Origin of the sequence: Acinetobacter corruptisaponis (assembly GCF_030053775.1) — a bacterium.
Lineage (GTDB): Bacteria > Pseudomonadota > Gammaproteobacteria > Pseudomonadales > Moraxellaceae > Acinetobacter > Acinetobacter corruptisaponis.
On sequence record NZ_CP125669.1, the window covers coordinates 1,079,904 to 1,093,897 of the forward strand.

Sequence of the window (13,994 nt, forward strand, 5' to 3'; positions counted from 1 at the left end):
TATTTACAACAAATACTCATGCTAATGGCGAGATGGACTAGCAATTGGCTGAACCCAGTCCACATTTCTAATGCCAAAAATATCAGCATCTTGAAAAAGGTATGGTGAATTGGTAAATCCAACAATATTACCATCGGAAACAACACTGTATTTAAATGTACATGGTTGTTTTTTATGATTCATTTTAACTATAAATCCTACGCTCAATGGCATATCTTCTCGTTTAATTTCATTCATTTATATTTCCTTGCCGATTTGCTTTTTTGAACTGATCATATACCCAATTAATAACCAAAAATACAATGGAAAATATAAAATTTCCAATCATGTAATACCCTAAAAATTTAATAAAAAGATTTTCAGGATCACCACTCAAATAAATCAAAGCTAATATAGGCATACCTATAATAGAATAAAGCCATAACTCAAATATCTTTTCGAATACCTTTTTAATCTTATCTCTCAATTTTATTGCACCACCCCACTAAAATCAGGCGCTTGAATATCGCCCATATCATCACCCCACCACCGTGTGCGCCCCTGCTCACGTTCCGCTTTCTGTAAAAGTCTTTGGCGGTAATCAGGTGCTATACTATCCTGAATCTCATCAAAAAATAAACGGTTTACGGCGGCTTTGGTGTACCAAAGGTTTTGCGCTGGGATTTTACTTTTTGCCAGTTTAAAGGCTTCATTTGCCGCATTGGTATCTTTACCCTCATACCATTGCATGGCATTACCAACCGTAATACCAGCTACGGCTTTGGCATCACTACCCAACGGTCCAGCAATAAAATCAGTAATACCACGACCACTAGGATCAGTACCAGCCGCTACAATATCACCAAGTACAGATAAGCCACCACCTTGTACTACTGAACGACCAAAGAATTTAGCAGTTTTCGTTGGATCATCACTATCCCACATGGTTTGCGGATCATTACCATTAGCCAATTCTTTAAGCTGAACAACTAAAGCCCCTAAAATTGTTGTCATAAAAAATAGTGACATGCCATAAGCAGCTTTGCCCTTTACTCCATTTTGTGCGTAAGCTCGGCTACCATGACGCATTAAAAAGGCTGCTGGAAATGACTTAAACTGCAAAAGGGAACGTAGTATTTCCCCCATCCCTGTCCCTTTTCTTAATCCCCCTGTCATCCATGTACGCTCACGTAATCCAGCTTCCACAACGGCCATGCCCTGCTCATCCAGTAAATGGGTCTGAAATTGAGTGGCAACTTCTTCACGGATTTTCTTAGGATCACCCAAATGTTTTAGTTTATTGTCTGGTATCTCAAAAATAGAACGTGCTGACATCAGTTTATTACCCTTGCGGTCTATCACTGGATCAGCCAATTGCATCACTTGCCAGGCACGTTCATTGATACCTGTTTTTTCTAAAAGCTCCTTGTCTGTAGCACTTAAATCTTTCCATGCTTTATTACGGGTCATTTCGCCATATTTAGCCATTATCATTTTTGAAAATGCTGTTTTTGATGCGGCAGTTAAAGCATTAAGGCCAGAAACACGCATAACTTGAGCAGCAACACCATTGGATATTTTGGCTATTTTCTCAGCCTTACCATGCACAGAAGTCAGGCCATCATCTGCCCAACGGTTAATAGTACCTAGCATTTCCTCAGTGGCCAAACCAAGACTACGGGCAAGCTCACGGTCATCTTTATTTGCTGGGTTTAACTGTGTGATCAGCTCACCGAACGTTTTCCAGTATGAAATACCATGTACCGATGCGGTTTTAGCAATCATGGCCTGATCTGTAACGGAGGATAATGTTGTACCACCCAGCATGGATGCAACGTTCATAGAGCGATAAGCTAAACCAGCATTGGCCAATACCTGTGATGCTGGAGTATTTCCGCCTGTAAACTCCTGAAACATGGTATCAGTACGTTTTTGAATCTTTCCAATAGTTTCTACATCAACACCCCTAGCCGTATCTTTTGCTTTGGCTGCATCCTGTAAAATCTTCATGGCCATTTTAGGGTTACTGCCTAAAGTTTCCACTAAGGCTATATCTTTAGACATGGATGCAATATGTGCCTCCACCAAATCCACAAACTGCATACCACCATATTTGCTTTGATAATCCATCCAAGCATCCGCATCCTTAAAATGCAGAATACGGCTTTCGCTATGCTTATTGGTAACTTTGGATGAGCCTTGATAATTTGCCTTACCGATTTTTATATTGCTTGCCCCATCGGTAACAATGCTATCAAAGGCATAATCCAGCAATTCTTTAATCTGGGAATCACTATAGAGGCTACCATCTTCATTGACGTACTGGTTACGGTCAATATTATTGGTGGCATCATTTACCCATTGTTCCTTGCCAGCCAAAGCCATTTTTTGGGCGCTGTGGGTCTGCATAATTCCCCAATTATCAAGCAACCCAATATCTCCCCCATTGCGATTAAACCGATCACGCATGTTTTCAAAGACTTCGCCCATCTTTTCAGAAATCTTTTTAGCTAATGGATTGCCTGAATCCTTTCCGAAACGTTCCTGAACAATCGCTTTTACAATCTTTTCATCAACAAACACACCTAAGCCACCATTAATATTGGTGTAAAAATCTGTCAGTTCACCACGATAAATAGAAGCTATGGCCCTTGCCTTGCTGTCAATGGATTGAATACCAGACATATCACCATGAGCTGCCACCATGCGGTCCACAACATCACTAGAAAGTAGAGTGGCATGATCCTGTAATGCAATATTCCTATTTTGCTTTAATACATCATCAACTAGTGTTTTCTTTTTACGTAACACTTCCGACTGAATATCTATTGCAACTTGTTCAGCAGCTTCTTTTAATTTCTCTGCATCACTTAAATTACGCCATTTCTGAATATCCTGTCTTGCACGGCTTTTCATGGCATCGTTGACACGTTGCTCAATTTTTTGTACTTCTTGCTGGTTTAATGTCTTTTTGCCCAATGCCTGCGCTACGGCCTGAATACATTGCTGTTTCATTTAATTATTCTCCAAACTGTAAGGCGCAACTAATAGCGGTCTGTGTTGCAACATTGTCTAACTCGGCTTGTTTTGAACTATCTTCAAGCGAATCAACCATTTCTTTTAGGCTGACATACTCAACCGTACCATCTGGATTTTCACGGGCAATGCCTACAGGTAAATCAGGGTTTTCATTTAAGATATTCATAAAAGCAACATCATCTGGTGAATCACCAAACAGGCTACCTTGTCTTGGGTCGCCCATTGCATCCACTTCATCAATCTTTGACTTGATATAGCCATTAATCGCTTTGGAGCTACGGCTATTCTCATCAAAGACTTTTAAAAAATCTTTTGCTCCAGGTGATAAACCATCATCTATTAACTGACCTTGGTTTAAATAGTCATTCACTTTTAAACCATTGGCTTTAAGATCACTGAGTTTTTGCGCGGCCTGCGCTAAATCCTGTGCAATGGTATTACTATGCCGTCCACCCTGTTTGACCAGATCAGCCAATTGCGCCAATTGTGGTGCAGAACGGAGCAAGGCATTTAAAACCGTTCGGCTATTATCATCCATGTTCTCGGACAGTCTGGCCACAAGGTTAGAATCACCATAGGCCTGATTAGTTAATGCAGTCTCAATACGGCGCTTACCCTCTTGGGTCAATCGTCCATCTGCTGTCTGCATGGGTCCACGTTCAGCCTGTGGAACCTGATCCATGAAAGCACGAACATAGTCCATACTCCCATCGAGGTTGATATTTCCATCAGAATTTAGCTTTAACAGTGATGCATCTGGCAAGCGGTCAACATCACTTTTTGCACGTTCGGAAGCGCTGAATTGTGCCACATCGCTTTCATTGGCAAGCTTTGCAAACTCTACACGGTCAACGTCACTTAATCGGGTACGGACTAAAACAGGGTTGTTAATACCCGAAATATCCCACCCTCGATCCGATGCAAAATCACTTACAAACTGACGGTAGGCATCCGCTTTACCATCGGCATATGCTTTGCCAATCGCCAAGGTACGGCCATTACCTGATTCAATGACATTATCCAGTGCCATAATTGGCGCACCCTGAGAAATCATTGGATTTTCGCCTAAACGTTCAGGATTAAGCTCATTTGCAATACGTTCAATCTGTTGCCGTGATGACTCTCTAGTACGGTCTCTAGGCTGTAGTTCTGCTGGGTAGTTGGGGTTTACGCCATATAGTTGATCATTCGATACGATAAGATCATCCAGTGACTTCACTTCATAAGCAAAATCGTAGCTTGAGCCATTTGCATCATAAGCAGTGGTGATATTGTCACCGCCATAGCGATTACTCAGCGTATTCCATTTTTTACGCCATTTATCAACCGCCTGCTCTACAGTCAAGCCTTTCATACCATTGTTATTGACAATAGAATCAGCATGCTTTTTGTCATATTGACGCACAATATCAATGAGCTTGGCATTCGGATCAGCCTTTAGCACATGAACCGCACCAGATGGCCCAAGTAAATGCCCTAGATATTGTTCATGGGCCATAGGCGCACGACCTAAATTTTGTTCAATATAACTGTTGGCTTGCTTGATATGCTTTAAACCAATTCTAATCTGTTCATCAATATTGGCCCTGTCTTTACCACCCAAGTTTTTCCAAGTTTTGTCTATTACCTGGAATAAACCATGTGCTGAAGAATCAGGGTTTTTTGCGGTGGAGCTAAACTGTCCACCCGTTTCAATATGGGAAATGGTTAATGCTACACTTGGGTCTATACCGTCCTGTTGTGCCTTGCGTGCAATCGTTTTGGCATTAGCTGGCAAAGCTGATGATTCAATATCTAAAGTCTTTCGCTTTTTTTCACCGCTAACAGGTTGGCTGACGCTCACAGGATGGCCTGTAAGGATTTGATCGGTCGCTTGGTTCAGGTTGATTAAATGATTGTTTTCCTGAATCGGGTCAATGGTATGTACTGGCGCTAGAGTATTTTCAAACTCAAAATTATTTCGGATTAAAGCACCATCAACAACATCTTGAAGAACATTGTCATGGGTGCCAGCTATACGGTCTAATTCAGCCTGAATTGCTTTGGCAAGAGTTGGCTTTTTTTCCTGATAAACTGCATGCCCTCTGGTAATCCCAAACAATGCTGTATTTAAAAGCAAATCTGTAGAAAAGGATTGTCCTGTCACTTCAAACTGTTTTGCTTCCTTATTGTATCCAGCATCCTTTAGCACCTCACCACTGGTAAACTGCATACCCGTAGACAGGCCTGTTGCCCCACCTATAGATAACAGACCATCCTTAATGATTCCACTTGTACCTTTATAACCGTAAGACATCGGTAAATAGGTTGCTATGGCATCACCCACGGTATTCACACCAGCAACCTGTAAAGCGGTATAACTATCAACGCCTTTACGGCGTAAATCATTGTATTGGTAATGCCCAGTTGTCGCACCTGTTAGAGTTGCAGCACCAGCAACGCCACCAGTCATGCCACCAACCACACCACGGAATCCATAGTCTCCTAAAGAAACGCCAATATTGCCAACTAAACCCGTATTCTCTTTATCTTCCAATGCCTCAATAGTACCAAAGACCAGATTATCACGCGCCTGAACCGCTTTTTCCCGATATTGGCTGAATGATGGAATATCACCACCTGATTGAACATAGTCAATACCATAACTGGCTGCATCACCGATAACATCAAGTGGCTTGGCTAAAGTATCTGCAACTTTAATAAAACCAACACCAGCACCACGAATGGGAGAATCTAGCGCACCATCAAATAATCCAACCTCTTTTTTTTCTGATGGTTTACCTGTAAAACGCTTTTCCCGTAGTTTCTCAACCGCAAGCTGATCATCATCAGCAATCTCATCAAACCAAGACATTATTTAGTTACTCCGTCAACAAGAATTAGCCAGGGAGTACCATTAACAACTAAAGGTTTACCCTGAGTATTAAGCAACCGATATTCAACAAGACCATTACTACGCGTTTCACCCTGTTTTAAAAATAAAGTTTTAAGGTCAGCGACTGTTCTACCTGTTTGTTTAGATAAATCCTTATAACCCTTATCCAGCTTCCCAGCAAAAACCGCATCGGTCATACCGTATGGCTTGGTTACTTTCCATGAGGTTGTCTTTCCACCCATATAATTAAGGGAAGTTCCAGCCTGTTCATATACTCCACCTGTCACCATACCAAGTGCGGTTTTTGTAATATCATCTTTTGGACTCTCATCAGCATTAACATGAATCTGGTGGCGAGCAACCATAGTGTCTGCATAAACTGCCTTAAATACCTCATAAGCTTTATTAGCCGATTCACCTGTAATGGTTTGACCAATATAAGCATTAAACTTCGCTCTTAAATCCTTTTCCTTTGGCATGGCGAACTGCTCATTTTTAAGCAATTGCGCTCCTGAAATAATTGAAGTAGCAAGGTCTCTCCCCTCAGTGGAACGATAATTATGGAAACGTGCCAAACCAGCCGCAGCATAACTCGGATCATCACCACCCACTTGTTTTAATGCCGCTTTCCATATCTCATTACCACCATTAATATCTTTGGTTTGACCAATTAAATTACCAATGAAATTTAATTTCTGGTCTATAGGTAATTTATCAACGGTATCTTTAACTTGTGGCAACACATCATCCGAAAATGGTTTTATTGCCACGTTGCCATCAGAAGCCTTTAATGCCAACTGATAGCCACCCACCTGAACCAAGTTCTTAATAAAACCTTGAGGATTTATTTTTAACTCCGCTGGATTTAATTCAGGTACTTGAATCCCATTTTCAGCCAGTAATTGATTAGGGTTTTCTTTTGCTGTTTTTAATTTTTCATTGTAAGTAGACTGATAGACATTTAAGACTTTTTCCTCACGCACAGGATCGGCTGAGGATGAGTTTTTCATATTGGCTTTTGTCTGGTTGATTAATTTAAGCTGTTCGCTTGTACCTAACTTTGAAAACTTTTGAAAATTATTAGAATGGGCTAAATAAAAATCAAAATCTGCTTGGCTTGGTGTGCCTACTACCGCCTTTCTAACATTATCAATATAGGCTGAATCTAAATTACGCCCAGTTAATACCGCATCCCTAAACTCATTAAAGACTTTATTAGATTCACTTATTCGTTTATTTTCCTCAACCTGTTGTCTTGACTGGATAGTATGAATTTTACTGGCAATAGATGCCTGATAATCCTGAACCTGACCGCCGTTTAAATCCTTATATGCACCCTTGCCTAATTCGGTGGATAATGTTCTAAGCTCGTCAATATTAGATGAATCTACGGCCGATAAAATACGACCATCGACATCAATTTTATTGGACTCAACTCTAAGCTTTAATAATAGAGCTTCTTTTTCTGCCACTGGAATATTTGCAGTTTTTAGATAGGAAAGAAAATAAGGTTCTCGTTCATTGGTTGGTCGGCGTGTCGCCTCACTAAATGCACGGTCTACAATATTCAATTCTCTTTGCTCATTGGCTTTTAACTGCAAAGGTAAAAAACCAGCCCCCTGACGACCTACTGAGCTATCAATTTGCGCCTTATACTGCTGCTGTGCATGCATTGGTAGGCTGGATGATAATTCCTTGTATTGGTCATCCGACCATATTTTTAATTCGTCACTTGCCTGTTGTGAGGTTTTTACGCCATTGGCAACATCATTGCGTAACAGTGTCACCTGTTCGCTAAACTTGGATGACAGGAAATCATCAACTTTAAGTTGCCCCTCTTTTTCAGCAAGTTGATTGTTATAATTTTCCAGTTGTTTGTTTTGAGCTTCACGTTCACGCTGCTGCTGATCGGCTTGAGCTACAACTTGCCCAACGTTCTGCAAAGTATTTGCAATCATCTGGCCGCTTTGATCTTGTGGCATCTGAATACGCTGAACCTGTGGCATAGCGTTACCAAAATTACCCATTGGAATTTTAGCCATTATTTCCACCCATTCTTATATTTTACATAGCCATCACCCACCTTAGACATGGTATCTAAAGCACCTGTAATGGCTGCTGTATTGGCGTTTTTACGGTGTACACTTGCCTCTGCCTGCAATCGTTGAGATGCATTAAATCCAGCAATTTCAGACATTGCAGCATCATATTCGGCATCACGCTCAATTCTGTCATTGATTGTGACGGCTGTACCCTCTCCTACATCCAAGCCATTTTGGGCTAATGCCGCACGGGCTGCGGATTGAGTCTTTTCTTTCTGGCTGCGGATACGTTCAGCTTCTAGGCGACCCTGCGAACGTGCTGCATCCGCATCGGCTTCCGCCTGTTCACCTTGAGTTTTATTGTTTTGATACATTGAATAAGCAGATATTGCAGTGCTGGCAACACTAGCAACGGCCGCTATCGCTGGTAATGCTGCCATGACTTATAGCTCCATTTCCAAGAACAGGCCAACGGGAGTAAAACCAAGCGATTCATACAGTGCTACACACTGTTTGGTATTGACCATTGTTGCCGTGCCGCAATTGATACGGTCCGCACCCATTTCTTTAGCCCATAAAATAAAGGTTTTAACCAATTCCCTTGCCACCCCATCCTCACGATGTTTAGGCATGACATACATGACATAATCAAAGGCAAGCTTATGATCAGACTGCCAATCTGTAGTAATGCCACCAGCAAAACCACCTACAATCTGACCATCTTGCACAGCAATAAAAATAACGCCGTTACCATCCAGCAACCATTTAAAATGCTGTGCCGCCTTATCTGGGTTAAATCCACGCTGTTTAAATGTTGGTGACTCATTGATAAAGGACGCACCCATCTTTATTAAAATGGGTATGTCCTGATATGAAGCTTCACGTATTCTCATGTCTATTTCTCATTAATTGACATTTGCATGGTGATAGCTTGCAAGTGAAACGGTAGCGGTTTGTTGTGTGAAATGCGGATAGGTGTATTGTGTAAATCTTCCCAGTAGCCACCCTCAATCATGTGATAGCCTGTCATCGGTTTTTGTGCATCAAATGGGTTTTGGTCAAATGTAAACAGTTCGATTAATTCACCATTGACCACAGGCGCTAAAGTCTTGTTAAAGAAAAACGCCATGCGGTCAATCTTTGCCTTAAACAGCATAGAAGATAACGGCGCTTGGCTTAACTCGGGTGGGAATAGTTCAGCAACACAACTAAATAGACGGCCATATTTAACGGTTTGGCCTGTCATGCCTGGCAACTGTAATTCGGTCAAAGTCTCGGTAAAATTTACAGAGTAAATAGATTCACCACTGACCTGATAAACACTAAGATTACCAACATACCCAATTTCTGTTTTATTAATTGAATCTGTAGTCAATGTCTTTTCTCTCTGCGAATCCAAAAGGGCATCAAAAGACAATTGTTCCAAACACGGTACGCCCGTTCTATAAACCAGCATAAAACACAGATCAGAACCCAATGCAGTTGGAACAGAGCAAATACTTTTAACCGATCCGCCAAAGTCATGCTGTGCCCATGCAAGGACCTCCTGATCACGGTTGAATGTGATGGATGCTACTTTTCCATCACCCAATACACACCATACAAGGCTTTCAGGCTCTTGCTGATAGCAGATTTCACTGATTCCGCCGTGTGTCTCGCCGATATGGGATGATAATGCGCTGATCTCTGGTGATACCAGTCCATCCACTTCATAACGATACGACAAGGCCCGTAAACGCTCACCACCACGCTGAATAAATAAAAGCTCATTCCCCACACGACAAGGCCTTGTTACAGGATATGCACCGTAAGCGGTATGCTCATTGATATTTACGGTTGTTGGGGTCAGTACGCCATCCGAATCGACCATATATTCACCGCCAGAAGTAAGGCAGACTACACCGCGCTGGGCTTCCAAGAATAAAATACTGTTGGCAAGGCCTGATGCAGATACAATACTGAAAGCATCCCCATCCTCCGTAGTTTCAAGGAAGTTACCATTCCCACCAACGGCGCTAAACCATATCTTGTTTGGCGCTTTCTTGGTATTGGCCAAGACAAGGCGTTGCTTAAAATAGGTACAGCAACGTGGATAACCGTCAGTGGCATTAAAAACGGGTGACAAGATTGACCAAGAGCGTTCAATGGCCTGTACATCTGAATCAAGCTTTACAATGATTTCACCATTGACCTGATTGGTATTAACAAACTCAGTGATCTTGATGATTCCACCATTCACACTAATATATTTACCTATATCATCGGCAACAAATCCCCCTGCTGCGGCTGTCACCTCCACCCAGTATGAGGGCGAAATATCTGGCTGCTGCCCTGTTCCATCCTTGGTTGCCTGATAGATTTTTCCTGAATACTGAATCACATCCCCAACAATATACGCCGTTGTATTTAGCCACGTATTTAGAATATCAAGGGTAAATGAGATAAAAGCACCTACATCTTTTCCAGATGGTTTTCCCTTTCTAAATGGAGAACGTGCGTTTTCTGAGTCAGTAGGTGCATGGGTATAGACAAACTGGTTAAACTCCCATGCAGTGAAGTCCATTGAAGAACGAAAACGCTGCACTGGCACATCTTTATGGGTAAAGAACATCTCATAACGATATTGCACGAACTGAATATCTGGTATCTGCTCTGGGGTATAGGGTGTAACGACATTGGCCACGAATGTCTTTGTTCTTGGGTTGTATATATCAATAGCCAATGGTCTAAAAACCAGCATGTACGACTGATCAGAACTAACAACAAATGGGATCAGGCGCACAGCATTAGGAACTATTCCCATATGAAATGTTCCTGGTCTTTTTCTTACCCCACCCTCAACCAAGGGAATGACATTGCGTAAGGTTTTAGCCCCATTTGCATACTGCTGAATGTCCGTGCGTGTATATAACGTTGGTGCAAGCTCCCCAGCACTAAAGTTATTTTTCATAATGTACTGTTTCATTAGTAACGCACTCCAAGCAAGGTTGATTCATAATTAGCTGCAAATTCCTGTGCTGGGCGTTCCTGTCCATTGATTGCCCTTGCCTGCTTTAACATGCCTTGGAGTTGTGCCCATGCGCTATCAGCCTCAGCCTGACTGCCTGTAATGGGCTTTGCCAACTTACGCACCAGATAAAGGGCCATACACTCGGTAAATAATGAATCCCATGTCTGCTCATTGTCGTTGTCATAGACATAAACAAGGTTGATCAGGCTTGTATCTGCCAAAATATGCCGCCCCTCAATCTCATAATTGATTTCGCCAGCGTCATAGACACGCATAAAATCATTGGGTAATGGAAATGCATGGGCATAACCAAAAGATGGGTGTGTGGAAATTGGTGCAAGCTGGACACGCTTCTTTGCAAAGCTCCACGGGTGCATCCGCAATAAAGCCTTACGTGTACTGTCATAAATGGATGCACAACGCCGTGCATTTTCCGTGCTTTCATCGAATGAAATAATCGATTTAGCACCGATCATGCTCAGTGCTTCATTGCAGATACTGACGTTTGTTGTAGTCATAATAAAAAACCCACTCACTTTTATTCATAGTGAATGGGTTTTAGGTGCGGTTTGCTGGGTATTAAGTTAGCTTGCAGAATATAAACGGTAGCCCTCAAGCTCCCATAATTTATTTTCGGCATGTTTTTCCGCATTACTGCGGGCTAAACGCTCACCAATATCAACATTAAAGTTTTCGGCATTAACACATGCGCTAAAGCCTGTCGCCAAGAAAAACTTACCATCGAGAAAAGCATGCACAAATGTTGAGGTGGTTCCACCTGGTTGCTGCTCAATGGTATATGTCACACGCTGCATTAATGCCTCAATATCGGCTTTTGTTACACGCGGTGCGACTGCTTTTTCTGCCAATTCTTGTTCAGTTACTGCTTTAGTCATCACAATTTCCTCAAAATTAATTTAATAAAAAACCCACCGTCCTAAAACAGTGGGTTATGTGGTTTAGATTTCAAAATCAAATGCAACTACTTTCTGTTCGCTTGCACGGCCTGCCGCCATTGAAGTCACACCGCCAACCTGTGAAATGTTCTTCTTGTCTGGACGCTTGGAAATATCAAAACCAGTAATATCGGCATCACCGAAATGTACTGCTGTGCTTGTGTACATACAGCTACGGCGTTCTGTTGCACCACCAGCACCATTATTAAGTTTGTTGTATGGAATCCAGTTTACGCCTAACCATTTACCAGAAACATCACCCTCTTGAAGCATCTTGACAGCCATATAGTCAGCACTCATGAAAACAGTTTCTGATAACAGGATTTCCATCATGCGGCCGTTGTAGACAACATTCAGCTCTTCGCCATTATGCTCATCACACTCATTGTCACGGAACAATGATTTAGCTTTAAGAATTTTTGCTTTTAATGAACCAGAACCAAAGCTGGAAAGAATGACCTGACCTGCTGGCAAATTAACAGTAGAAGTTGACTTGGCACCTGCATCATTCACCGTGACACGAGTTATACCGCCGATTAGTGCTTGATAGATAATGTCATCAATTTTACGGTTACGGGCATTGATCAGATTTTTCATGTACTTGTCTGTTGGATTGGCCTTTAGCTTTGGCAAATCTCGACTTTCAATCGGGATAAATAAATCAAAATCCGTCATCAATGCTGTACGCACACCAGCATCAGGAATCGTCCAAGTGGTATCACCAAAGCGTGTGCCTGATGCCTGCATTTCCACCTGTCCCATGTCATTGATAGTGAATGACTCACCCTCAATTTTTCCACGATATACGGCGGTTTTAAGCAATCGTGATACATTTTGCATTGCTGCAATTTCGTATGTATCAGCATATTGAATAACAAACGCCGCCGTGATTTTATTTTCATTTACAATAGGCATCTTCTACCCCTTATTTATATTGCTTTTGATACCAGCCTTGAACTTGGGCAGAGACACGGGTGTGGTCTGGATGCTTATCGTTCAAATAGGCTTCTGATGACATCAATGATTGAATATCTACGCTACCGCTTTGTTGGGTATTTTTAGGCGGCGTATCTTCGCCAAGCTGCTGACCAAAATATGCAGCCATTTTTAGGACAAGTGGGTTATTGCCGAACTGAGGGCTATTCACTTCTTCCGCCGTTAAAATGCCATTTGCAATCGCATTGTCTGCTGCTGCCTTGGCAAAACCGAAATTAGCCTGAGTATCATTGCCCCATGCCTCTGTCATGGTCTGGATACATGACTCATTATCCAGATGGGCATTGGCTTCCATGAGCTGTGGAATGATCTCGTTGTATTTACCTAAAACAAAACCAAGCTGCTCATTACTCAGCCCTGCCTTATGCGCTTCATCCAAAAACGCCTTATTTTCCTCAATGCCTTTAAACTCATTGAAATCAAAACCATCAATATTGACTTCGTACCCATCTGCCGATTCAGGAACTTTAGGAGTATCTGAGTTATTGCCCTGTCCCTGATTACCTTGTTCGCCACCGTCCTGAATCTCACCCTCATGGCCACCACCAAGCATACTATTTTGGTTCTGATTGGATTCTTGGTTCTGCTCTTGTGTTTGTTGCTGTTGTTGATCAGTCATTTACAGACTCCTTATAGTTTGGGTCGTTTGCCCGATTGATGTTATTGACGATAAAATTGATCACGCTTTGCTGCCCCAGTCGGTGACAGGTTTCACGCTCTGAATCAGTGAAAGCATCACGGCAGAATGTCTGTGTGAGATGCTCTAAAATCCGTATGCCATTGACATCAAGATCAAAAACATTGCGGTATGTCTCTGCTGTTGCTCTGGTGACACGATGCCGCTTAACAAAATTTCCTTGTTCTTCTGGTTCTTCTGGTTTCTGTGCGGCTTTAAGATCGGCCTGCTCTTGCTTTAAAACAATAATTTGTTCCTCAGCAATGTTTGCACGCTCCCATTCTTCAAATCGCTCACTACGAGAAATACTTAGTTCATCAATAGTTTCTAGCCATTGATTGCGCCAATAATCGGCATCTTTGCTCAATTTCTTCACTTCTTGAATTGAGCGCATCCACATAAAAGCCACGACAATAGCGAT

The 13,994-nt window shown here is 42.0% G+C and carries 13 protein-coding genes; all 13 read right to left on the bottom strand.

Going from position 1 to position 13,994, the window contains the following annotated elements; translation table 11 throughout:
• Window positions 1-21 precede the first annotated feature (21 nt).
• Window positions 22-237 carry a hypothetical protein gene (locus QLH32_RS05520; protein ID WP_283268552.1) on the bottom strand — a complete coding sequence of 72 codons (216 nt, stop codon included), beginning with the start codon at window positions 235-237 and terminating at the stop codon, window positions 22-24.
• Window positions 230-466 carry a hypothetical protein gene (locus QLH32_RS05525; RefSeq protein WP_283268553.1) on the bottom strand — a complete coding sequence of 79 codons (237 nt, stop codon included), beginning with the start codon at window positions 464-466 and terminating at the stop codon, window positions 230-232. Before QLH32_RS05525 ends, QLH32_RS05520 begins: the two co-directional genes overlap by 8 nt.
• Before the next feature lie 2 nt (window positions 467-468).
• On the bottom strand, window positions 469-2,994 hold the full coding sequence (locus QLH32_RS05530; protein ID WP_283268554.1) for a hypothetical protein: 2,526 nt from the start codon (window positions 2,992-2,994) through the stop codon (window positions 469-471).
• Window positions 2,995-2,998: 4 nt separating this feature from the next.
• Complete coding sequence (locus tag QLH32_RS05535; RefSeq protein WP_283268555.1) at window positions 2,999-5,872, bottom strand: lytic transglycosylase domain-containing protein; 2,874 nt, start codon at window positions 5,870-5,872, stop codon at window positions 2,999-3,001.
• Window positions 5,872-7,935 (bottom strand): methyl-coenzyme M reductase, encoded by a 2,064-nt coding sequence (locus QLH32_RS05540; protein ID WP_283268556.1) that lies wholly within the window; start codon window positions 7,933-7,935, stop codon window positions 5,872-5,874. The genes QLH32_RS05535 and QLH32_RS05540 overlap by 1 nt, the downstream gene beginning before the upstream one ends.
• On the bottom strand, window positions 7,935-8,375 hold the full coding sequence (locus QLH32_RS05545) for a hypothetical protein (RefSeq protein WP_283268557.1): 441 nt from the start codon (window positions 8,373-8,375) through the stop codon (window positions 7,935-7,937). Before QLH32_RS05545 ends, QLH32_RS05540 begins: the two co-directional genes overlap by 1 nt.
• Before the next feature lie 3 nt (window positions 8,376-8,378).
• The gene (locus QLH32_RS05550; RefSeq protein WP_283268559.1) at window positions 8,379-8,828 is read right to left on the bottom strand and encodes a GNAT family N-acetyltransferase; all 450 of its coding nucleotides are present in this window, start codon (window positions 8,826-8,828) and stop codon (window positions 8,379-8,381) included.
• Between the two features lie 2 nt (window positions 8,829-8,830).
• Window positions 8,831-10,900 carry a phage tail protein gene (locus QLH32_RS05555; protein WP_283268560.1) on the bottom strand — a complete coding sequence of 690 codons (2,070 nt, stop codon included), beginning with the start codon at window positions 10,898-10,900 and terminating at the stop codon, window positions 8,831-8,833.
• Entirely contained in the window at window positions 10,900-11,463 is a 564-nt protein-coding gene (locus QLH32_RS05560; protein ID WP_208727965.1) for a phage connector family protein, read from the bottom strand. Before QLH32_RS05560 ends, QLH32_RS05555 begins: the two co-directional genes overlap by 1 nt.
• A 66-nt stretch (window positions 11,464-11,529) precedes the next feature.
• A complete protein-coding gene (locus QLH32_RS05565; RefSeq protein ID WP_283268562.1) occupies window positions 11,530-11,841 on the bottom strand; it encodes a Gp49 family protein in 312 nt (103 codons plus the stop codon).
• A 63-nt stretch (window positions 11,842-11,904) separates the two neighbouring features.
• A complete protein-coding gene (locus QLH32_RS05570; RefSeq protein ID WP_283269288.1) occupies window positions 11,905-12,810 on the bottom strand; it encodes a phage capsid protein in 906 nt (301 codons plus the stop codon).
• A gap of 16 nt (window positions 12,811-12,826) precedes the next feature.
• Entirely contained in the window at window positions 12,827-13,516 is a 690-nt protein-coding gene (locus QLH32_RS05575) for a hypothetical protein (protein WP_283268563.1), read from the bottom strand.
• Complete coding sequence (locus tag QLH32_RS05580; RefSeq protein ID WP_283268478.1) at window positions 13,509-13,967, bottom strand: Bbp19 family protein; 459 nt, start codon at window positions 13,965-13,967, stop codon at window positions 13,509-13,511. The genes QLH32_RS05575 and QLH32_RS05580 overlap by 8 nt, the downstream gene beginning before the upstream one ends.
• Between the last annotated feature and the right edge of the window lie 27 nt (window positions 13,968-13,994).